Below are 21,668 nucleotides of genomic sequence, written 5' to 3'. Positions count from 1 at the left end.
ACTACGCACTGGCATCGCTCGATTCCTCCTCATCGCCGTCGTCACGCAGCTCGATCCCGACGTAACAGCGCCGCGTCTGTCCGTCTAACCACTTCTTGTCACGCTCGAACTGAGCGTGGTCGCGCAACGCCTGTGTGAATCGGTTTTTCGGCTTCACGTCATATTCTCCGGCCGCAGCATACTGCTCGTATGCATCGTAGACATCAGCGACCGCGACGACCCCGTCGTCGGATTCGGTGAGTTGGCCCCGGACGAATGCCTGAATGCCGTACGGGTCCGCTTCGTCATTCTCCTCCGTATCGGAATCCGGATCGGTCGAGTCAGTCGGGGTCACACCTGCTGGATGGAGTCCGTCCTGGACCGCATCTACGAGTGCCGGAACTCCGGTGGACGTCTCTGTTGTTGGCGCGTGGATTTCGAGCGGCTGGTCGCCCTCGATGGTCGCGATCACATAGGAGCGCTCCGTGTAGTCCGGAACGGGCAGGTCGGTACTGGGCACGAACGGGCGCTTGACAGGCACCCACTCCGCTTCGAACGCCTCACGGGACTCGTAGGACTCGGGGAGTTCTCCCGGCCTGAAGACGGTGTATGTCTCGCTCTCGGCGTCGTAGCTGTACGTCGCCGGGAACTGATCTTTCGACACGGCGTCGAAGGAGTCGACCTGGGCGTGCTGGTCCCCGGCACTATCCTCGAGGACGAACGCCCCATCCCGCTCGAACCAGCGGGTGTGGCGACTGCCGCCAGTCGCCGGTCGGACGGCCGTCACCCCATCCGCGGCTCGCGCACCGCCGTTGAATGTGACGTTGTGATTCATTGTATACAGCCGCGTCTCCCCGGATGAGAGCTGATTTCGCGGCTCGCTGAGGATCTTCGCGAGCCTGTCGGCGATCTCGGCGGCTGGTTGATCGTCGTGGTCTGCGACGACGAATAGCGGGATTCGCTTCTGTTCCTGGGCTTTCCGGAGGTTCGTGAGGACCTTTGACGGCCGGACGTGCGTGGTGGTTTCGACTTCGACCTGGAGCTCCCAGTCAAGGTCCGAATACGTCGCGATGGCGTCGGGGCGGGACTCCCCGTTCTGATCGAGGACCTCCACGGAGAATCCCGCCGCTGCGAGCGCCTGCTCGACCGTTTCGAGGACTGCATCGTGGTGCTCGCCCCCGCCGGTCGGTGACGTCGACGTGTCGGGCGTTGCTGCCTGCTCACCCTCGTCTGTGAGCCGACACTGCACCGACGATGCCCCGTCCGGGAGATCGACCTCGATGAGCGAGGATGCCTTTCTCACATCCGGTAGCGTCTCGTAGCCCTGTGCTTCGATGGTGCCTTCCTCAATCCGTGAGAGTAGTTCCTCGTCGACGTCCTCGACGGACACCCAGCCGTTCGTCTCACGGACATCGTTCGACAGCTGGACGGAGCGGATCGCACGGGCCATCGCGACTTCCAACGGCAGGTCATCGGCGTTTTCCAGAGCGACGTCAGTCGCTGCGTCACGGCTCTCCACGGTCGTCCCGCCGACCACACCGTACTCCTCGCGGGTATGCTCGTGAACAGCCTCCAGGGCGTCTTGGAACCGCTCTTCCTGCACCCCGGTCAGTGGCTGCTCGCCATCGGGATGCCCGGGCGGAATTGAGAGGGGTTCGATACTGAACGGGTCAGGGCCGGTTTCGCCGAACTCAGGACTCGGGAGCTGGGCGATCCACTCACCACGCGGGAGTGAACTGATCCGATTCTTGAACTCGACGGGATCCATCGCCTCGTGTGCGAGTGCCTCGGCGATGTCGGCGTCGACGGCGATCTTCCCGACGAGCGGACTGCCGATGTTGTTCAGGACGTTCAGGTAGACCTCGCGGTTGCCGGCTTCCTTCATCTGTTCGGGGAACTGCGTCACGAGTTCGATGGACAGCCGGAACTCCCGCCCCTTTTCGAGCAGCGTCGTCAGCGTATCCGAGACGACGACGGACGACGCCTCGTCGATGAGCAGGTTCGCCACGTAGTCGTCCGGCTTGCGGGCCAGCTCGTCCCCGTCGCGACGCTTGACAGCGTCGTAGAGTTGCGTCAGAATGACGCCGGTCATCACGCGAGCGGCCTCGTCGCGGAGATCGCCGAGATCGAAGATGACCACTTTGTTCTCGTCGAGGAGGTCGCGGAAGTCGAACTGCGACTCGGTGTTGTTGAAGATTCGCCGGAGGTGGGCGTCCTGCGTGATGTAGTCCATCCGGTTACTGATGCCGCTCACGACGTTCGAGAACGTCGCCGGGTTTGAGCGCAGATGTCGCTCCAGTTTCTCCGCGACCTGCGGGTCACTCGCCTGCGGCGCATCCTCGGGTGTCGGTTCTGGTGGGCCGGCGGCGTGGAACTGCGTGACTGCGTGTTCGAGCTGGTCGTGCGTGAAGTAGTCCACGTCCTGCCGGAAGTGCCCGTTCTCGAGGCCGTACTCCTCGTCGTACATCGCCTTGATGAGGTACTTGATGAGCGTCGGCGAGGCGATGGCGTCCTCGTAGCGCTCTGGCCCCATCACGAGCTTGATGAGTTCCTCGTAGTGGTCGGCCTTGTCCTGGATCGCGTCGACGCGACGGACCCCATCCTCCAGCGCCGGCGTGATGTCGAAGAACGCGAAGCCAGGCAGGATGTCGGGCACCGAGAAGTGGAGGACGTTCTCCTCGAGGTCGTCGGTGCCGAAGCGCTTCGCGTGAGCCCGCATATAGTTCTCGGGGAGGTTCCCGCCCTTGGAGTCGATCAGGAACACGGGGCCAGTGGTCTGGTCGTACAGGGAGAGCGCGTCGTTGATCAGCGCGACTGATTTGCCGGCGCCGCTCTTCGCGAACCGGCCGACGTGGAACGGGAGGAGATGCGGCGGAATCCGCATCGGCTCCGGCGTCGGCGTGCCGTCCTCCCCGAGACCGCGGCCGATCGCCATTCCGGAGTTCGTGAACGCATCCATGTGGTCCTGCGCCGGGAGCGGTAGGGGCGTCCGGCTCTCGGGTTCGGCGTCGGACCCCCGCCCGCCCTCGGTCGTGAGCTCGGTCGCCGGCGGGACGACCACGAAGTTCGCCAACTCACCCGGCCCGAGGACGAGATCGGGGCGGGTCTTCCGCCAGTCGCTTTTGGTCGTCAGGCCGGCGTTGGAGACGCGGTCGGCGTGTTTCTTAGCCCGCCGACCCTTTCGGAGCCCGCGGCGGACGCGCTTCGGTTGGAGCCGATAGTGGGCCCCGTTCAGGTGGTCGAACACGGACCCAATATCGTCGAGGCGGTGGTCGACGCGCTCGCGCTGTCGGTTGGAAGTCACGAGCGAAAGCGCCCGCATATTCACCGTGAACGTGTGCTGTGGCTCCTTCTCGTCGATGGCCTCGACTCGTTCCCGCCCACCGATGTCGAGATACCGACGCTGTCGTCCGGTGTTCGACGGACTCTGTGGTTCGTTCTCCGTGTTTCCGAGGAGTTCTCCGAAGAACCAGTCGACGACCCGGTCTTCGCCTTCACGGAGCTTCCGCTGGCGTTCCCGTGCCTCGTGTGTCCAGTCCGGCTTCCGCTGGAAGAGCACCTGGAACGCGATCGGGTGTTCGGCGCGGGTCAGCTGATCGATGAGTGACGCGAGCGGGGCCCGGGCGTGGTCGTCATCGTCGTCTTCCGTATTCGTGAATTGGGGTAATGTCGTCATCCAGTCCTCGCGCCGGGTAGCCTGCCCGTGCCAAGTGATTCCGAGCGCGGTCGTCTCGTCGACGTTCGATGGTGTATCAGCCGGCTGGTGTTCGTCATCGAGTTCGGAGTCGGCCAGACCAGTCACTGTGGACTCGTCACTCGAATCGGCCTTGAACGGGATCTCGTCATCATCCTGCGACGTAGAGCTCTCCGACAGCATGTTTCCGCCGTCACCGACCGGGCCATGGCCGGTCGAATTAAAGAGGGTCGCGGGCTCGGAGTCCGGTTGCGAGTCTCCGGAGGATTCCTCAGCTGTCCGGGGGTTCATTTCGTGGCCATTGTCTCCCCCGGCACTGTGGTCATGAGGCGGGTCTGTTGTCGACGGGAGTAGCTTCGCTTCCAAGTCAAGGGTGACCCGCTCGAACGTGACGGTCGCAGGATACAGCGTCCGGAGGCGTTCCTCGAAGGCATCCAACCGGCGGTCGACCCCGTAATAGAACTCCACCGGCTCGTCTGCCCCCTCACTCACTGCAAGGAACTCGAACACTGGTGGCGCGTCGCCGAAGGGACCGATATTAGGGAATAGTCCGTCGTTGCCGGCGGCAAGGCCGTGGAGGCCGGCCAGCTGACGGACGACGGTCTCGGGCGCGAGGTCGCTTCGGGAGGGAGTGATCCGGATGTACTCGTCACCGCTGTTCGCAGCCGAGGGTTCTGACGGGTTCTGTTCAGTCATCCTCCTGAGAGGAAGTGCTGGTTGGATCACCGCCATCGGCACGCGTGCCGGCGGATCGGCTATCCGGACTCGTCACGCTGGCGCGCGATTCGGGCTCAAGCTCGGCCACGTCCGCAGCGCCGCCGTCGATGACGTGAGCCTCGTAGTCGCTGGCTCGAATTCGGAGCGGGAACCAGCCCTCCTGGTCGATGCCGACGAGCGCCTCCGAGTAGCCGTCCTCGTCCTCGCCGGCCTTCGCGGAGGTGACCCAGTTCACCTGCCGCTCACTGAGGTCGAACCACTTGGCGATCTTCTCTTTCTCTTCGTTGACGCGGTGGAGGACAGTCAGCGAACAGAGGTTCGCGATGGTTCGCGCCTCCGGCGTCAGCGCGAATTCACCCCCCGTTTGCGTGATGAATTCGAGGCTCAGATCGAAGTGGCGGCTGTGCCGGACGGCCGTCTCCAGGAAGTCCAGCGAGACGGCGTCGTTCATCAGGTAGTGCGCCTCGTCGATACAGAAGACGACGCGCTTGTCGGTCTGCTTGACCCGCTCGTAGACGCTGTTGAACAGCACCTGCATCATCAGGCTGGTCTCCGCTCGGCCACGGGTGCCCTCCTCCTGGTGGAGATCGAGGTAGATGACCTTCGAGTCGAGGTCGAACTCGGAGGGGCGAGCAAGGTTCTCGAGTTCACCGCCCTCACGGAATGAGGGGCGGAGGTCCTTCAGCAGCGACTGGGCATCGGACTGGACGGCTTCCTGCTCGCCCTCAGTGACGTACCCGTACTCCTCGGGGTCTTCGACCATCTCCTCGAGGACCGTGATGACGTCGTGGATGGTGGGCGAGTCCCGGGTGTGTGTCTCCGGGTCGCGCGTGATCCCGCGCTTCTCGTAGGTTTCCTGGACGGCCCGCCGGAGCGTCTGGTTGCGCTCGCCGAGCGGGTGGTCCGCGACGTGCTCGAAGAACGTCGCGAAGAAGGTCATCACCCAGTTGATCTGCTCGCCCCACGGGTCGATGTCGTCGACCTCCTGCAGGACGTGGTCGGGCGTCGGCTTGATCTCCAGCGGGTTCAGCCCTCGCCGGCCACCGACCGTGATGCGCTCGCCATCGAGCGCCTCGTTGACGCCGGCGAACCCCCGCATCGGGTCGAGCATAATAACGACCGTATCCTCGTCGAACATCGCCCGCCGGACGAGCCGGAGCTTCGTCGCGAAGGATTTGCCCGCGCCGAGCCGGCCGATAACCATCATACAGTAGCCGGTTTGCCGCTTGAAGCGGTCGAGGATGAGTGGGCTCGAATTCAGCGCGTACGTCCCGTACTCGATGCCGGGTTCCGCAAACGCACCGGAAACAAAGGGAAACATCGCGCCGACAGCCCCGCCGAGCATCGGCGTCTTGCTGTCGAGCGTCTCGTTGAACTGATCGAGAGCGATCGGGCTCGCCGACGTGAAGGTCTTCAGCTGGGACCACCGGGGCGTCACCGGCGTCAGATTCGCGGGGGCCTGTCGGGCCGTCGTCGACACCGACTCGGTATCGATGTTCTCGCGATCGTTCCCCCGGACCGTGAGGTACATCGAGACGTCAAACGCCTGCATCGTCGTGTTCCGGAGGACGTCGTACATCTCCTGATGGTCCTCGAGATCCTTTTCGACGCCCCGCGCGCTCGCACGGTGCTTCTCGGTCAGATACTCATAATCTGCTTCGAGGTCCTCGATCTTGTTCTCCAGCGAATCCAGCGTCTCTCGCGTGTCACGAGGATCGATGTGAATGCTGACATCCGTCTGCTGGGTTTCGGCGGCCGCGTACAGCTTTTCGAGGAAGCCATCCATCGGCGCATCGGGGTACTCGCCAACCCACAGACTCTGTGCCCACTGGTTGTCAGTCCGGAGGGCGCTGGGCGTCCGCTCGATACTCGACGGTGAGACGACGGTCTGGTGGATCTCGGGGATGCCGTCGACCGCCTCACCGTCGGCTTCGTAGTCCACGGTAAGCTGTGGTTCGGCATCGTCCGTTCTCTGGTCATCGGGTGCCTCGTCTGCCGTCGTCTCGTCGTCAGTTTCCGAACTATCCGAGCCGATGAAGGGAAGTTTGTCTCGAATCATGATTTGGTGATGACGGGGGACGTGCGGAGCACCTGTTCAGGGTCGCCGTACTCGATTTCTGTGCCGGTCCAGTATTCCGCGATGAGGCGGGTGAGTTCGGCCGCATCGACGGGGCGCGTGTCACATCCCTCGATACCACGGAGGCCGCGCTCGACCCGCCGGCGCCGCTCGTCCAATTCCTCTAGTATCGCAGCTCGTTCTTCCTCCTCCGGCGGCGCCGTAACAATCTGGATAGGGATTCCCAGTACGGGGATCCCAGCGAGCTTTTCGAGGATGCTGGCCCGTTCGTACCGGACCTCCTCGGACCGTACCGGGATCAAGACGTAGTGGTCGCGAATGGTCATTTGGCGCTGCGCCAGCTCCCGGTCGTACCAGTCGATGTAGTGTTCGATGAGTGCCTGGAGTTTCTCGTTGAATTTGACGTCCGGGTCGCTCAACCGGTCTTCGTACCGCCCGACGTACTCGTCGGCGGGGAACGACTGCGTCGTAGAATAGATCTGGATCGGGAACTCGACCGTCGTATTGACGAAGTCCTGGAAGGCTTCTGTCTTCTGGCCCCACTCCTCGTCGGTGGCGAGCGCCATCGTCGGCGGCGACACCTGCACCGCCCCGACGAGTGCTCGATCCGTCCGCTCGATGGCGTCGTGTCGCGGGTAGACGCGCTCGACGTGGGTGTATTCCTTCGCCTCCTCGTGGGCAATCTCCGTCTCGCTACGGTGGAAGTTCACGAACAGGCCGAGCCAGTCGAGACTGTTGGTGTAGCCGGGCGTGAGATAGACGAACAGCCCACCAAAGGCGATCGCAATCGCTGCGAATGGGATTGTGAGGGCAGACACCCGAATGCCACGGACGGTGAGCGACGGTGGGATAACGACTTGCGTCACCAGGACTACCAGTACGCCGGGAACTCCTGCGACAGCGAGGTCCGTCAACGAGTACTTCCCAAGGAATTGGGTGTCGGTACCGAGCGACTTCGGAATTCGTTTTTCGGGGTCAGTTGCTGAGCTCATGGTTTACTGAATGTATCGAGGCGGATCGTCTCTCGACTCCCGCTCCTGTCTCTGGGACGGGGGATCGCGGAGAGCGTCGTCTCGCTCGGTCCCTCCACTTCCTTCGTTGTCGCCGTCATCCTCACGAGAGCCGGCACTGGCGGTAGAGCCATCACCGTCGCCACCGGAACCGCCTCGGTCACTGTCTTCGACGCCGTCCGTAATCGCGTCGCGAAGACGGGACCCGGTCGTGTTGAGCCGCTGTCCGGTAGCGTGCGCTCTAGAGTCACCGGAGCCCAACACGTACTGCCCGCCACTCTTGACGGCTGGCTCGTCGCGCATTCCTCGCACGAAGTTCTTCCCGCCCTGCTTCGCCGACTGTACCCGTTCCCGGCCTCTCGACAGCCTTCCCCGGGCCTTCTGTGCGGAAACGTGTCGTGCCGCCCGATCGGCGACGAAGAACAGGGCTCCCGCCTGCCAGAAGAGTATGAACGGCGACGCTACCGCAGCCAGCGGGATGATGAGTGCCGTCAGCCACGCTCCGAACCCGCCGGCAGAGACACCGAAACTCGTCCCGAGGATGTCACCAAGGCGGAACAGAATGGCTACTGGAACCGTCATAAACAAGAACGGCACGTAGAAGCCGGCCAGCTTCTTCATGAACTTCGAAACCAAGGTGAAGGGACCGACTCCAGGGATCCAGAAGACAATGAGCAGTGGCATCAGAAAGACGAACAGGTAGAGTGCGAGGTGGCGAGCGAGATAGATCAGACCGATGAGGACGAACAGGATGAAGTTCGCCGACAGGGCGACGATTATGCCGAGGACCCCCATCGTCGAGAATGACAAGGTCTGGAAGAGCGTGATATTCGAGACGGAGGGCACAAGGAATCCCGCCAAAGCGTCCATAAATCGGAGTGAGAGAGCTGTGATCCACCACCATGACAGGATACCAAGCAGGCCTGAGAAGGCCCGCTTCTTGAGCTTTGAGCGGTGGTAGCCGTTGAACAGGTGGCTCGTCGACTCGAGGAAAATCACAATTCCGATAGAGAGTCCATACAGCGTGAGGGTGAGCGGGATCATCGTCTCCCAATAGAAATCGTAGATTCTGGGCCAGGCACCGTTCGAGGGAGCGCTGAACACAGAATCGGGATGCGGGGTTCCTACGACAGTTCGCAGAACCGCATCGCCGTGATTCTCGATAACAGTCCGGATGGGGCTAAACAGAATTCGGAGCAATTCCTGGATCGCCCCGATAATGATATCACCGAGGGCACCACCGACCCCTCCGTTACTCTGTGCAGCTACCGGAACTGATCCGAGAGCAAGGATCCCGACGAGTTCCGCGACGGCGGAGAGCATTCGTCGACGAACACTACGCATCGTCACCACCTCCACTCAGTAGCACAATGTCGATGTTCTTGCAGGGATGCTGAATGGCGGCCTGGTCATCGATATGGTACCCACCAGATAGGCCAGCGCGAATCGGCTGTTCAATATCCTCGTGTGGGGTTTGGACGACAATGGTTATCTCGACAGTGCCTCCCTCACACGAAACTGCATCGTCATCGCTGATGATCAGCACCCCTCGTCCTTTCAGGAATCTCTGTTCCTCATTGGGCTGAAGGAACTCTTCTTGGGGGTCCTGAGGACGTTCAAACTTCGTATCAACGACACCATTGCCCTCAATTACATCTGGGGCGTTCGCATAGGGGGCGTTTCGGAACCCGATGTTGTAGACCCACGTTGGTCCAGAGCCCGTATTCTCGACCGTGACGAATAGCCGGCCGGTACTGTTCCGGTCGTCTTCGTCAAGTTCCGGTTCGACATCAACAACGTTGATCTCCGGACGGAGTTCGATCGCCATCGAGTCGGTAGATTCGCCCTTGACGGCCACCAATTCGTATTCACCAGTATCGTAGGACCCGCCGGATTTGAAGAGGATCTGAAGTTCTGCTGTCGTCGCTCCTTCGGCAACCGCTGTTTGTCTGAATGTGCTTCCATCCGGGGCGATCAGATTGAGCCGGTCGACATCGTGATCCTCAGCTAGGGTCACGACGAGATTGGGGCCAGCAAATCCGACGTCCTCGAAAACGGAATCGACGGGCGGTGACGGTGATCCCGCCGGCGAACCCGTCCCGTTGCCGGGACTGTCTGTACTCGAACACCCGGCGATGCCCGAAAGTAGAGCTGTGCCAGACCAGGTCAAGAGACGGCGTCGGCTAATGGAGCGTTCGAGCTCTCGGTTATTGGGTTCATGCTGATCTCTGAACATCATGGTGACCTCCATGGGGGCCAAATCCGCCAGCCGGTAATGCGATCGACGAAGAAAACCGCTAGAAGGAACAACGAGACGGGAACCCCGATACGGAACAGTGTCGACACGAACTGGAGCACAGTCCCTTGTAGCAGGACGGTGTCTGAGTCACCGGTATAGCCCGGTGGGTTAAGCCACCAGTGACCGGGCTCATACCGAGCAGAAACACCACCTGGTGGACGTGCGATGGTCGTCATGACGGTTCCATTGCCGGACGTATTCAATCGCTCCCCATTGACGACGACGTATCCGCCCCGCTTGGCGGTGTTAATGGGCGCACCGGTCTTCGCATTTCGGAGAGTGACGCGAACGGTGACCGTGTCCTCGCTCTGATTCACCACCTCCAAGGTAAGGTTACTCTCGAAGATCTGTATCCGAGCGAACGCATCAGTCGGTCGCTCTGCCCCGACTCCTCTGACAAGCCCCCAGGCACGAACACTCTCGGGCCACTTGTCGGTCGCGGCTCGCGTCGCGATTCCGTAGCTGGCCGTGTATGGTCCCCTGAGGACATCCAAGTGGACGTTCGAGGGGAGCGTTGGCGGCGATGTCGACGTGCCATACACGTCCAGAATTGTCATGTTCCGCCGGGGCGACGGCGTCGGTCCTGTCTCGATGGGATACGCATTCACTTGGAGTGGGTGGAGTGGTGAATGGACAGTTCGTTGTCCATCGTCCGAACTGTAGACCAGCGTATCCCAGTCCTTGTCGCGGGCCGAATAGAACCGCCAGACACCTCGGACATCCCCATTCGGAAGCTGGTAGCCGAGCCACGGCTGGTTCTTGTACACGACGAGTCCGAGATCGCCATTGGGATATTCGGCGATGAACCCGGAGACCGCGAGGTCGTATTTCGTGACCTCGATGGAGTCAGTGACCGTGACGCTCTCGGTGGGGTACGAAACTGAACTCTCCCAGGAGGTACAGTCGCCCTCGTCGTTGTGAGCGGTACAGACTTCGACCTCCTTGCGAAGCTGAACCGAGATGTTCGCCTGGAGTCTGAGCTGGTGCTTCTCGCCGGCGTACCCCTCCAAGGAGTACGACAGCGCTGGCGTGTGAGAGCCTCCGCCTCTCGTCTCCTCGTCGCCGTCGACGAGGAGTTTCGTCGCTTCGATCTGATGACTCTCGAGACTCCAGTAGACGCGACGGTCTCCGGAGGTATCGTCTGTCGGGACCGCCACGCGGTAGTCGACGGTTCCGAGTAGCGTCCCCTCGGGCGCAACGTACAGAGGTTGCCGCGAGGGTGAGAGTCGAGCTCGTGTCGACGGCTGGACAGCGAAGATCTCGGTGTACGCCTCCCGGATGAACCGACCGTTCGTCAACTCGGCATCTGGCGGATAAACCGACACGGAGCTGTTTGTCGCAGGGAACTCTTTGAGGTCCCCGCGGTTCCATTGCTCGACAGCACGTGGTGGTGAGTCGAGGGGGATATCGGTCCCGTTGGCCAGCTGCTCCATGGCTGACCCGTCGCTCAAATTCGCGCCGTCTGTCGCGCGGTCCTGATCCCCTGACCACAGTTTGTGAAAGGTCTCCTCCGGGACGCCGTGATCAGTACTGGTCTGGGGATGGGCTCTCGTCGGAACGGCGGCTGTTGAGGCGACGAGGATGGCGGACATGACGAGTGCGAATCCTGTGGCGGGGTTAGAATCCACAGCTTGTGGCACCGACGACGATGTTGTTCAGGATGAACTGGACGATCTCCGTCCCGAGGGGCGCAACTATCACGCCCCACAGCAGTCCCTGATTCCGAACCGATTTCATCTCCTTCTTCCAGTCCGACCGGCGGGTGAATGGGATTGCCACGGTCGCGCCGAGCGCGAGGACGCCGCCGATGAGTGGCCCGCCGAACTGGATGACAGTGAAGATGTTCTGAATGGTGTCGGCCATATTGGAATCACAGAAGGCGCTTCCGGGATTCGACTGGGCGGCCGCCGTTCCCACGAACAGGATCAGCGGGAGGAGCGCCAGTAGAATCGGGCCGATTGACCTGTGGATGATACGAATTGTGGACATCGATGCCTCAGTACGGGCCCGCGTCTCGCCGGAGGGGACCTGAGCACACATCGTTTGTGGGAATGTGGAGAACGACCAAAAGAAGTTAGAAAATTTGAATGTATTTGGAGTGGTTCAAAGTTCTCCAAGTTCTCTAGAGCAGTTTCCATTCTACAGGGATATATGCGACCGCATAGCCTGAATTCAACCAATGTCAGACGCCGACACAGCACCCAGCACCGGCAGCTCCGGCTCCGATGTCGATGACAATGTCGCGCGGATTAATATGCGAATCCCACAGAGGAAATATGAGTGGCTACAGGAGGAACTCGACTCTTTCACGAGCGATACAGCTCGGTTTCAATATCTGATCCAGTTCTACTCCGATCACAAGGAAGACGACACCAGCTGTTCCTGAGCCGTCACAAGGGGTGGGACGACTTAGACCTGCAACGGGGCAACGATGAGAAGTGGGCAATCCCCACCCTCGAAATAATACTGTTTCACCGTCGTCGCGTCGCCGAACTCGTCTGCATCTTCGGGAAGGGTAATCGTGCGGGCGCTGCTGTGTTCATGGATCGAGTAGATGCCGAGTTCGGAGAGATCCTCACACTCGGCGGGATCCAGTTCTCTACTGATCGCCGCTAACCACGCCTCAACAGACACGGAGGGCTGGTCATCCGAGTCAGCTTCGGAGTGGTTACTGCGGGGACTGGCTTGCGCCATGTTACATTTGCACATACTTGCGCCAAATCTACTAAATATTAACGGTTATCCCATATCTATAATTTAGATTATATAACTCCCGAGTTCTTTTCTCCCCAGTACAAGACAGCTAGCACGCCGCTTTGAGACATGATTGGAGATCACTACTCGTCGGAAAGACCAATATAACGAGGGGAACAATAACCAACGACCATCCCACCGGATCCAACTGCGGAAGTGAATACATCGAGTGATAGCTGGCGATACCGAGCGCAACGAGTGGGGTAAAGAGAAGTGTTGGGGCAATTGATCCGACTCGAATCGCAAGCGTGGGGGCATCCGGTTCATAGATAGCGTTGACGTATGGGCCTCGACGATTCAATCCGAATGTGACAGACTCCGCGTAGAGACTATGAACCGCATAGTGGGCCGATTCGTGGAGTGCCCAGGCGATGCCACAGGTCACCAGATAGACACCGAAAACAAGCACTGTCTCGTGTAACATCGTGGCTTAGTATCGCACGTTTAGAAATCGAGGAACCTCGTAGTTAAGCCTACAGGTGGAATCGGAGCAGCCACAAATTTAACCAACAGAACACCGTCTTTCCGATGGAGTGTTGGTTAAGTCTCTGACGGTTTGACGACTATCGCGACGATCACCCGATTTCGATAACCTCGCCGTCTCCGTCTTGGAGCCGCCCCCGGATTTCACCAAGCAGTTCCTGACCCTCGTCGTAGAGTTCACGGCCGTCCTCGAGCGACACCTCGTCCGCATCGAGCTGGTCAATAATCTCCTCAACGCGGTCCATCCGCCGTTTGATGTCGGGGTCTTTCGGCATTCTCAGATCACTCCTAGCCAGAGGGCGGTGATGACCAGCAACAGCAGGAGGAGGACAGCAATCGCGGCCTTGTAATAGACTGGCTGAAGGCCCTGGGGGGCGGTCGCCTCCTCGACTGCCTCGGTCAGTTCCTGTTCGTGTTCGTGCTCCTGTTCGAAGGTTTCGTAGGCGGTCTCAAGCTGTTGCTCCAACGGCTCGATCTCGCTGGCGAGGAAGTCATTCCGGGACTTCACGATGTACTCGCCGGCGGCCGTCGGCGTGATCGCGGCCATATCCGCAACCCGGTCCGCGATCAACCGATCGTCAGTGTGGCCGATAGCGGTCACGATCGGCGTGTTTGCCGTGAAAATCGCCTCCGCGACCCGCTCGGTGTTGAACGCCTGGAGGTTCGAATCGCTCCCACCACCGCGGCCGACGATGATCGCGTCGACGTCCTCCGAGCGGTCGAGATGGTGAATGCCGTTCGCGATGGACGTCGGCGCCTCCGACCCCTGGACAGTTGCATCCTTCACCAGGATGTCGACGGTGGGGTCCTGCTCGTGGATCGCACTCTGAATGTCGTAGCGGGCATCGCCCTGCAGCGAGGTCGCGACACCGACCCGCTCCGGGAACGCCGGCGGTTACTGTTTCTGCTCGTCGTCGAACCAGCCACGCTCTTCGAGTTCGCTTCGCAGTCGCTCGACGGCAGCCGCTTGGTCGCCGTCGCCGACGACGATCACCTCCCACGGTTTGAGGTCGATCTTCCCACCCTCGACCCAGTAGTCGATATCGCCCTCGAGGATGACTTCGGTCCCGTCCTCGAGGTCGGCGTCCATCTCCCGGTAACGGTTCGCCCAGATCATACAGGGGAGCTCGGCCTCACCGTCGGTGAGCGTGAAGTAGAGCGCCGTGCTGTTCTTGTGGAGGTCAGTGACCTCCCCGATACAGCGGACGCCGTTGAGGGCAGGCGTGTCCTGGACGACCGACGCGATCCGGTCGTTCAGCTGGGACACGCTAAGGACCTCTCTCGCATCGGGTTCGACCGCCTGCCGTTCGGTATCCGGTGCGTCCGCCATCTCCGTTTCCTAACTTCTGAACAGGAACCTCAAAAAGCTACGTTCGAGTGCCGGGGTTGGCTGCGTTACGCAGGCCTACAGGTCGCGGGGCTGAACCGTCTTCCGGTCGTTGGCCTCGGCACGCTCTGCGGCGTCGTCGAGCAGTTCGGCGACCTCTTCGTTGAGGGCGTCGTAGAAATCTGCCGAGACGTTGTGGTCCGAAAGTGCGTCCTTCACGGCTGCTTTGACGATTAGGTCAGACATTCCATCGCGGATTTCTCCTGTCCACCATATAAAGGTTCGAAGTTCTCACGTAGTCTTCCTGACCAGTTACGCCGAATTCGCCTCTGAGTACCAGAGAGAACATATGCCACCCCTCAAAAATAGGGAACAGACAGATGCACGATCTGACTGGGTTCCAGCGGGATATCTTGTACGTAACCACCGGGCTCGAGGAACCTCATGGGCTCGCAATCAAGGACGAACTCGACGACTATTACGAGCAGGAGATCAATCATGGCCGCCTATATCCGAATCTCGACGATCTCGTCAACAAAGGACTGCTGGAGAAGGGTGAACTCGACAAGCGGACGAACGTGTACACGGTCACGCAACGCGGATTGCGGGAAATCGAGGCGCGACGTGAGTGGGAAAGTCAGTATTTAGAAGATGTGAACGCACCCACTACGTCGTAGAATCATTATAAAAGCGGGACTGCTTTACCTACTTCCCACGAATCCACAGTAAGATGGCTCGGCTCGTCTTCTATCACCACCCACAGGCCGAGAATTTCTCCCTCAAATTTAGCTCGGCATCGGTGGCAGAAATCCTGTCTCAGCGAGAGCAATCCGACGAGTCGACAAAGCTCATCGGGTATCCCTTCGAAACTCCAGTCTATGTGCTCTACGAAGGCGATTCAGAGATTGAATCAGCCCAAGAGGTCGACTTCGATCAGGAATGGCTGAGCGACCGTATTCGTGACCTCCCCCGTGCTGGGCAAGTTGTCGCATTCCGATTAGTAGAATTGCTCGAAGCAGCTGTCGATGTTCGAGAGGAGGATGAGTTTCGGCTCTACAAGAAGTTCGAACCACAAAAGATCCAGCAGGCACTCAATCACGTCTCCTGGGGAGCACCACTGCCGACCGTCGCTGGAGAGGTGATGTCGAATTTGATCCTCCGACATTCCCTCCCGAATGCGAATCATCGAACTGGCATCGCGATGCTGCAGTTCTGTATTGAGAGTGTGGACTCGGACTTTGAGATGCCACGAACGCACGTCGACGACGATTCCTGGCGAGAGTGGGTCGATCCCTATATCGTCGATTCCAAACGGCTCACTACTGTCCGCCGGAACAACCTCCGTTTCAAGCAGCTCGAAGAGTTGGACATCGACCTCGTCGAACGGAAAGACGGGATCCAAATCCGATTAGCCGAGTTCGAGCTGGATATGCACTGGCAAGAAGCGCTTTCGAAGTACGCTGAGCAGCACGAATCCCACTGTACGGACTTCGCGCAGGCAGTTCTCGAACGAGCAGAACAGGACGATCTGCTCGACCGTCAAGGACCAACGAAACAAGAGTTCATCACGTATCTGGAGAACGGACTGGTCGAACGGGACTTCAGAGAAATGTTCTGATCAGTCGCGAAGTTCGGCGACTGACTGACCAACCTCACGGACGTGTTCACTTCGCTCGAGGTCGAGTTCCTCGGCGAGGTAGTCAACCGTCTCTTCGAGGCTCATACTAGAAAGAAACCCGTCTAACGGTATAAACCTAGTGCTGGCGCAGCAATGTAGCCCATCAGAGGAAGCGTCTGTGTATACCGAACTATGCACCCTTCGGGAAAACTGTGGAACCGGTGACTGCATAGCGATACCCACCGAAATTACGCAGTGTCGCCATTTGCTGTCCACCAACCGAACTTAATTGAAAGGAGCTCCAAAACCGATCGGGAGCGTTTCAGTCTGCAGGTTGTGCGTCAGTCGCTGGTGTCCCGCTTGGAAGCTCGGGGATGGACAGGTCCACGCGACGGAGGAGCTGGGCGTTGATCGCGACGATTACTGTACTCAGCGACATCAGAAGCGCACCAACGGCGGGCGACAGCAGAATCCCGATCGGTGCCAACACGCCTGCTGCAAGCGGAATCGCGAAGACGTTGTAGCCAGCCGCCCAGACGATGTTCTCCTGCATCTTTCGGTAGCTCGCCTTGCTGAGCTTGACCAGTCGAACGACATCCATGGGGTTGTTCTGGACGAGGATGACGTCGGCCGACTGGACCGCAACGTCGGTGCCGCTCCCGATCGCGATGCCGACGTCGGCCCGCGTCAGCGCCGGCGCATCGTTCACACCGTCGCCGACCATCCCCACCAGCTTCCCCTGGTCCTGGAGTTCCTGCACTTTCTCGTCTTTGTCTTCGGGGAGGACCTCGGCGAACACCGTGTCGATGCCCAGCTCGTCCGCGACAGCGTTGGCGACGTCCTGGGAGTCCCCAGTCAGCATCGCCACCTCGATGCCCAGATCGTGGAGAGCGTTGACGACGCGGAAACTCTCCTCGCGGATCACGTCGGCCATCGCGAAGGCAGCGATCAGCTCTCCCTCGCGAACGAGATACACCACTGTCTGTGCGTTCTCGCCGGCCTCGTCAGCGAAGCGCTGGAGATGGTTGGGGATCTCGCTATCGAGCTGGGTCAATAGGTTTGGGCCGCCGACGTACACCTCGTTTCCGTCGACGGGCCGCTTCTCGAATGAACGCCCCGAATCTTCAGGGGTTCGGGGCATACAGGGCGTAGAGGATAGATAGCATCCCGGCGGCGGTGACGAGTGCTGCGACGAATCCTGCTTCGAAGATCGACACTTGGAGGAGTTCGAAGAGAACACCTTCGAGAAGGCCGCCCAGCCCGACCAGCGCGAAGCCGGCGGCGACGTACAGAAGCAACTGCGTGCGATGGCGCTGGTATCCGCGATAGGCCTGATAGGCGATGACGAGGGCCAATACGGTCGTGAACAGCTTGCCGATGACGAATAACGTGTGTTCCATGAGTCAGTCTCCCCGCATTTCCTCGAAGATGGACGTGATCCGGTCGGCGGGGTCCGGCCGGACGTCGATCTGCACGTCGAAGCCCTCCGCCTGCAGGAGGACTTCGACACGCTCGAGTCGCGCCTCGTACTCGCTGTAGTGCCGTCCGCCGGGGTCGACATGCGTGTACTCCTCAAGGAGGCCCTGCTCGACGAGGCGGGTGACACGGCGTGAGACGGTTGGACGTGACATGTCGCATTCCTCGCTGAGTTCCTTCGCGGAGAGTCGGTCGGTCTTCGTCGCCACGAGGATGTCGCGGGCGTACTCGTCGTCGAGTGTCGCGAAGACCTCCGACGGGTCAGCCTCCTCAGTCACACTCCTCTAATCGCCACAGGAGGGTAATATAGCCCCCCGGTTTTCTGACTCAGCACGACAGCTCGCTATTATATCGTCTCTCCTCGCCTACTGATAGTTGAAGGTGCAATAATTATGTCCACACTCGACTCCGGCATGAACCAGCTCGAGAGCAAAGTCGGCGGCCTGACCGTCGGCGGGAAAGTCCACAGCCTCAGCGCGTGGTTCGTGCTCGCGCTCCGTCTCATGATGGGCTACGCGTTCGCGTACTCCGGGTTCACCAAGATCACCGGCGAGTTCGCGGCCGGCGGCTACCTGTCGAACGTTGCCGCGACGAACGGCAACCCGCTTGCGGGCCTGTTCGCGTGGATGGGTTCGACGCCGTGGTTCGTCGAGTTCGCCAACGTCGCAGTCCCGTACGGTGAGTTGTTCATCGGTCTTGGGCTGCTCGTCGGTGCGTTCGTCCGCCTCGCGGCGTTCTTCGGCGCGCTCATGATGCTCATGTTCTACTTCGGGAACTGGGAGGTCGCCCACGGCGTGATCAACGGGGACTTCGCGTACATGCTCGTGTTCCTCGCGGTCGCCGCGTTCGCCGCGGGCCGCATTCTGGGCCTCGACCAGTACATCGAGAACTACGACGTCGGCGGCGAGACGCTCGTCGAGCGCTACCCCGCCCTCGAATACATCCTCGGCTAACCACGCCGAGACCTTTGGGAGTACAACAATGCAAAATCCAATTCAAGCACGCGGAATTCGTTCTCTGGGACTCATCGTCGCCGGAGCGCTGGCTCTGGCCGTTGTCGCCGGAATGGCGCTCACGCACGCGACCGTCCCAGATGCAATGATGTGGAGCTGGCACGACGGCATGTGGAACGACGGCCACATGGCCGGATGGGATAGCTGGGGCTGGGGGATGATGCTGTTCGGTCTCCTGTGGATGGCACTCCTCGTCGCCGTCCCCCTCGGTTTCATCTACTGGCTGGGGACGCGGTCGCAATCGAACGGCCCCGCCGAGGATAGCGCACTCGCCGTCCTCCAAGAGCGGTACGCCCGTGGCGAGATCGACGACGAGGAGTTCGACCGCCGTCGCGCCCGTCTCACACCAGATGATGGACGGTAGCGGACGGTCGTTCCCTACTCGCTGACTTCGGTTTTCACGACGGTTGCCGGACGCGTCGTCAGCCGAAGGACGCGGTCGGTGACACTGCCGAGCAACGCCCGATATTCGTCCGGCCGGCGTTTGGTACCGAGCACGAGGAGATCGGCGTCACAGTCGTCTGCGTGATTCACGATGGTCTCAGCGGGGCGGCCATGTTGCATCGTCGTCTCGACATCGACATCGGTCTCTACGGCTCGACGTCGGAGTTCCGAAAGCGTCTCCTCGCCGTGTTCTTCGAGCCCGTGTTCGGGACCTTCGGCCTCGTCGACGTACTCGTCCCCGCTGTAGGCAGTCACGACATCCTCGTCAACGACGTAGAGCACGTGAAGGACCGCGTTGTGAGCGGCTGCGAGCTCGATCGCGTGCGTTTCAGCATCTTCAGACGCGACAGTTCCATCGGTCGACAGGAGAATTCGGTCGTACATTCAGTCGGAATTCGAAGGCGGTATCATAAATTGACTTCCAATTCTCTCCGCTCAAGAGTCACGGTAGCGGGTTCAGTATGGCCGCGTCAGCGGATGTGTCCAAGCACGACGGACGGACTCACTCGATACTGTGAACCATCAACGAGCTGTCCGTCAGTGGTCGTGCCCCTCCATCACCATCGGATGCCCGGTGGCGTTTTCGTCCGAGTTCTCCCCGAAGGTCTCCTTGCAGGTCTGCGAGCAGAAGTAGTACGTCTCGCCGTCGTGCGTCGCCGATGGCTTGCTGTCGTCAGTCCGCATGCCACAGACGGGGTCGCGGTACGGACCGGGCGCGCCGAGGCCTGTCTCGTGGCTGCACTAGTCGCGGCAGCGGAAATGCTTTCTATCCTGTACGCGCTCTATGCGCCGAACCCCTGACGACCAATTCATAGGATCAAGTGGGACGTACTGCGTAGTTATCTTCTCAGTCTCTGGGGCAAAACGAAGGTTAATACCCTCCGCCGTGTTTGCATCCGTTCTCAATACGCAGGAAAGGTCGGCGTACTGTAGATACCTGCTGACAAACTGAAGTACGTATGAAGCGGAATGTGACGCGCCGTGGACTACTCCGGGTCGGCGGGACGACCGTCGCACTCGGAGTCGCCGGCTGTCTGGGGTCGCCAAGTGAGGACCAGTGGGCAATCGAGGGGACGCTGTCAGTGACGAACGCCCAACAGTTCAGCTCGCCAGGCTGCAGCTGTTGCGGACAGTACGCGTCGTACTTGCGGGAGTACCTCGACACGACGCTCCAAGAAACCGAGGCTGAGGACGTGACTACCCTCAAGCAGCAACACAACATTCCCACGGAACTACAGAGTTGTCACACGCTCGTTCTCGACGAATACGTCGTCGAAGGACACGTCCCTGCCGAGGTTATCGCCACGCTACTCGACGAAGAGCCGGCCATCGACGGCATCGCGCTGCCCGGAATGCCGGCCGGGTCGCCGGGAATGGGCGGGTCCAAGTCCGACTCGTTCATCGTCTACGCACTCGGTGACGGGAAGACGGATGAGGTGTACGCCGAAATATAGGAGCCTGATCGAGTGAAACTGGTCAAGATTCTTTGGGACGGCAGACGATGGTCTGAACGATGATTAGACGACTCCTCCACGATATCGGATACGTGATCGCGTATGTTCTCTTCGTCGGCGCAAACACACCGGATTCGGTCGTCAAGCGCCTCCGCGTGGCGTACCGCCTCGTCGGCGTCCGGATCGTCGAGACACCACAGGTCGATTCAGTCGAGCGGACGATCTTTCTCTGTCCGTATCGGAATTTGGGTGCCAACTGGTTTGGGGAGAAGTGGATTTGTCATGACATCCTCGACCGTATCGACGATGGATACGTGACGTATCTCCGACGGCACAAGGGAATCGACTACCAGCGTCCTCGCGGGTGTACCGACCTCGCGTACTGCGACGAATCTGAGTACTGCTATTCAGAGGTTTCCGAACTCGAATAGGTGACCGATGGATCAGAGTACTCTACGCAACCGAATCACCGATCAGTTCTCCTACCGCGGTGAACGAGCCGACATCTGGCGGGCCTTCGATCTCCTGCTCGACACTGACGAGTTCCTCAATCTCGGCTATTCGGAGTGGTACCAGCCACATATTGTCGGATCGAGTCAGCGTCGACTCGTCACGGAAGTCGGATCGAGAGTCTCGTCACATCTATCCGCAACGGACGGAGTTCGTCTCCTCGATGTCGGTTGTGGCCGAGGGGGGCCGGCGATCCACCTCGCCGACCGATTCGGCTTCCGAGTTACTGGACTGGATCTCGTTCCGTACAACCTCAAGCGGGCAACCGAGAACGCACGCGGGAAGTGCGTCGAAACCGATTTCGTCGGCGGCGACGCCACACAGCTTCCGTTCGCGACGGACTCGTTTACCGCGTGCACAGCCATCGATGCCCTCGTTTATCTCCCCGACCGGAACAGCGTCTTCGCCGCGGTCGCGGATGTTCTCGAACCGGAGGGAGTTCTCGTCCTCTCCGACCTCGTGGTGCAGTCCGACGTAACTGAGACAGAACGGAGGTTCGTCGACTCGTTTGCAGACGCGTGGGACATGCCGTCAATAGGGGCGGTCGAGCAGTACACGGCCGGTCTCGAAGACGCGAATCTCGAACTCAAGACTGTCGAGAACATCACGAACCACAGCGTCGGGCGGTTTCGGAAGTGGACGACGCTGTACCTTCAGCTTCTCGGGAGTCCGATTCGGTCGCTCATCGAACGACTGTTACGAGCGTATGACCTCGATCCAACGGCGATTACCGAACAGGTGAGGGCCGCGCACCGTGCGTTGCCGTTCCTGCAGCACGTCATCCTCGTTGCGAAAGCGAAGCCGCTCTGACGT

23 protein-coding genes and 2 pseudogenes are annotated in these 21,668 nt (G+C 60.3%); 8 read left to right on the top strand and 17 right to left on the bottom strand.

All coding sequences use genetic code 11. The features are described 5' to 3' along the window. Position 1: 1 nt before the first annotated feature. The 7 genes from RJT50_RS17270 to RJT50_RS17240 are packed head-to-tail and all read right to left on the bottom strand — an operon-like array spanning position 2 to position 11,816. On the bottom strand, positions 2-4,369 hold the full coding sequence (locus tag RJT50_RS17270; protein ID WP_313696135.1) for an ATP-binding protein: 4,368 nt from the start codon (positions 4,367-4,369) through the stop codon (positions 2-4). Further along, positions 4,362-6,449 carry a VirB4 family type IV secretion system protein gene (locus RJT50_RS17265; RefSeq protein WP_313696134.1) on the bottom strand — a complete coding sequence of 696 codons (2,088 nt, stop codon included), beginning with the start codon at positions 6,447-6,449 and terminating at the stop codon, positions 4,362-4,364. The genes RJT50_RS17270 and RJT50_RS17265 overlap by 8 nt, the downstream gene beginning before the upstream one ends. Beyond that, positions 6,446-7,459 carry a TraC-like domain-containing protein gene (locus tag RJT50_RS17260; RefSeq protein WP_313696133.1) on the bottom strand — a complete coding sequence of 338 codons (1,014 nt, stop codon included), beginning with the start codon at positions 7,457-7,459 and terminating at the stop codon, positions 6,446-6,448. The genes RJT50_RS17265 and RJT50_RS17260 overlap by 4 nt, the downstream gene beginning before the upstream one ends. A gap of 3 nt (positions 7,460-7,462) precedes the next feature. Then, a complete protein-coding gene (locus RJT50_RS17255; protein ID WP_313696132.1) occupies positions 7,463-8,800 on the bottom strand; it encodes a TrbL/VirB6 family protein in 1,338 nt (445 codons plus the stop codon). 13 nt (positions 8,801-8,813) lie between these two features. Next, a complete protein-coding gene (locus tag RJT50_RS17250) occupies positions 8,814-9,728 on the bottom strand; it encodes a hypothetical protein (protein ID WP_313696131.1) in 915 nt (304 codons plus the stop codon). Next, on the bottom strand, positions 9,713-11,368 hold the full coding sequence (locus RJT50_RS17245; RefSeq protein WP_313696130.1) for a DUF8186 domain-containing protein: 1,656 nt from the start codon (positions 11,366-11,368) through the stop codon (positions 9,713-9,715). Before RJT50_RS17245 ends, RJT50_RS17250 begins: the two co-directional genes overlap by 16 nt. A gap of 25 nt (positions 11,369-11,393) precedes the next feature. Continuing rightward, entirely contained in the window at positions 11,394-11,816 is a 423-nt protein-coding gene (locus RJT50_RS17240; RefSeq protein WP_313696129.1) for a hypothetical protein, read from the bottom strand. 139 nt (positions 11,817-11,955) lie between these two features. Here RJT50_RS17240 and RJT50_RS17235 point away from each other — a divergent pair, with 139 nt between their 5' ends. Beyond that, complete coding sequence (locus RJT50_RS17235; protein WP_313696128.1) at positions 11,956-12,162, top strand: hypothetical protein; 207 nt, start codon at positions 11,956-11,958, stop codon at positions 12,160-12,162. Positions 12,163-12,185: 23 nt separating this feature from the next. On the opposite strand, the gene RJT50_RS17230 is transcribed toward RJT50_RS17235, so the two are convergent. From RJT50_RS17230 to RJT50_RS17210, 5 genes are all read right to left on the bottom strand, one after another. After that, on the bottom strand, positions 12,186-12,470 hold the full coding sequence (locus RJT50_RS17230; RefSeq protein ID WP_313696127.1) for a hypothetical protein: 285 nt from the start codon (positions 12,468-12,470) through the stop codon (positions 12,186-12,188). A 635-nt stretch (positions 12,471-13,105) separates the two neighbouring features. Further along, positions 13,106-13,288, bottom strand: coding sequence for an exodeoxyribonuclease VII small subunit (gene xseB, locus RJT50_RS17225; protein ID WP_313696126.1), 183 nt, complete (start codon positions 13,286-13,288; stop codon positions 13,106-13,108). Between the two features lie 2 nt (positions 13,289-13,290). Then, positions 13,291-13,845, bottom strand: a complete 555-nt coding sequence (locus tag RJT50_RS17220) for an exodeoxyribonuclease VII large subunit (RefSeq protein ID WP_313696147.1) — start codon at positions 13,843-13,845, stop codon at positions 13,291-13,293. Between the two features lie 63 nt (positions 13,846-13,908). Next, positions 13,909-14,343, bottom strand: a complete 435-nt coding sequence (locus tag RJT50_RS17215) for an exodeoxyribonuclease VII large subunit (protein ID WP_313696125.1) — start codon at positions 14,341-14,343, stop codon at positions 13,909-13,911. Between the two features lie 75 nt (positions 14,344-14,418). Continuing rightward, positions 14,419-14,586: a DNA-binding protein gene (locus RJT50_RS17210; RefSeq protein ID WP_004048632.1), complete on the bottom strand. Its 168-nt coding sequence runs from the start codon at positions 14,584-14,586 to the stop codon at positions 14,419-14,421. A 134-nt stretch (positions 14,587-14,720) separates the two neighbouring features. Between RJT50_RS17210 and RJT50_RS17205 the strand changes: the two genes are divergently transcribed. Beyond that, entirely contained in the window at positions 14,721-15,017 is a 297-nt protein-coding gene (locus RJT50_RS17205; protein WP_004048633.1) for a PadR family transcriptional regulator, read from the top strand. Positions 15,018-15,070: 53 nt separating this feature from the next. Then, positions 15,071-15,958, top strand: coding sequence for a DUF8172 family protein (locus RJT50_RS17200; protein WP_313696124.1), 888 nt, complete (start codon positions 15,071-15,073; stop codon positions 15,956-15,958). Between the two features lie 322 nt (positions 15,959-16,280). On the opposite strand, the pseudogene RJT50_RS17195 reads toward RJT50_RS17200, so the two are convergent. From RJT50_RS17195 to RJT50_RS17185, 3 genes and pseudogenes are all read right to left on the bottom strand, one after another. Further along, positions 16,281-17,051 (bottom strand): annotated as a pseudogene (locus RJT50_RS17195) (HAD-IC family P-type ATPase); the annotation flags it as partial. A 31-nt stretch (positions 17,052-17,082) separates the two neighbouring features. Beyond that, positions 17,083-17,358: a DUF7521 family protein gene (locus tag RJT50_RS17190; protein WP_115819498.1), complete on the bottom strand. Its 276-nt coding sequence runs from the start codon at positions 17,356-17,358 to the stop codon at positions 17,083-17,085. A 3-nt stretch (positions 17,359-17,361) separates the two neighbouring features. Beyond that, complete coding sequence (locus RJT50_RS17185; protein WP_006183485.1) at positions 17,362-17,712, bottom strand: ArsR/SmtB family transcription factor; 351 nt, start codon at positions 17,710-17,712, stop codon at positions 17,362-17,364. Between the two features lie 114 nt (positions 17,713-17,826). Between RJT50_RS17185 and RJT50_RS17180 the strand changes: the two genes are divergently transcribed. Both RJT50_RS17180 and RJT50_RS17175 read left to right on the top strand, forming a co-directional pair. After that, entirely contained in the window at positions 17,827-18,387 is a 561-nt protein-coding gene (locus RJT50_RS17180; protein ID WP_313696123.1) for a DoxX family protein, read from the top strand. A 145-nt stretch (positions 18,388-18,532) separates the two neighbouring features. Further along, complete coding sequence (locus tag RJT50_RS17175; protein WP_425499741.1) at positions 18,533-18,811, top strand: SHOCT domain-containing protein; 279 nt, start codon at positions 18,533-18,535, stop codon at positions 18,809-18,811. A 14-nt stretch (positions 18,812-18,825) separates the two neighbouring features. Here RJT50_RS17175 and RJT50_RS17170 read toward each other — a convergent pair whose 3' ends face one another. Beyond that, the gene (locus RJT50_RS17170; RefSeq protein WP_313696121.1) at positions 18,826-19,275 is read right to left on the bottom strand and encodes a universal stress protein; all 450 of its coding nucleotides are present in this window, start codon (positions 19,273-19,275) and stop codon (positions 18,826-18,828) included. Between the two features lie 153 nt (positions 19,276-19,428). Further along, positions 19,429-19,626: pseudogene (locus RJT50_RS17165) on the bottom strand (YHS domain-containing protein); the annotation flags it as partial. A gap of 224 nt (positions 19,627-19,850) precedes the next feature. Between RJT50_RS17165 and RJT50_RS17160 the strand changes: the two are divergent. The 3 genes from RJT50_RS17160 to RJT50_RS17150 are packed head-to-tail and all read left to right on the top strand — an operon-like array spanning position 19,851 to position 21,665. After that, positions 19,851-20,345, top strand: a complete 495-nt coding sequence (locus RJT50_RS17160) for a DUF411 domain-containing protein (protein ID WP_313696120.1) — start codon at positions 19,851-19,853, stop codon at positions 20,343-20,345. A 59-nt stretch (positions 20,346-20,404) separates the two neighbouring features. Next, on the top strand, positions 20,405-20,776 hold the full coding sequence (locus tag RJT50_RS17155) for a hypothetical protein (protein WP_211087817.1): 372 nt from the start codon (positions 20,405-20,407) through the stop codon (positions 20,774-20,776). Between the two features lie 7 nt (positions 20,777-20,783). Continuing rightward, positions 20,784-21,665: a class I SAM-dependent methyltransferase gene (locus tag RJT50_RS17150; RefSeq protein ID WP_211087816.1), complete on the top strand. Its 882-nt coding sequence runs from the start codon at positions 20,784-20,786 to the stop codon at positions 21,663-21,665. Positions 21,666-21,668 lie beyond the last annotated feature (3 nt).

Origin of the sequence: Halobaculum sp. XH14, from assembly GCF_032116555.1 — an archaeon.
Taxonomy (GTDB): Archaea; Halobacteriota; Halobacteria; order Halobacteriales; family Haloferacaceae; genus Halorarum; species Halorarum halobium.
This window is presented reverse-complemented; position numbering and strand designations above follow the sequence as displayed.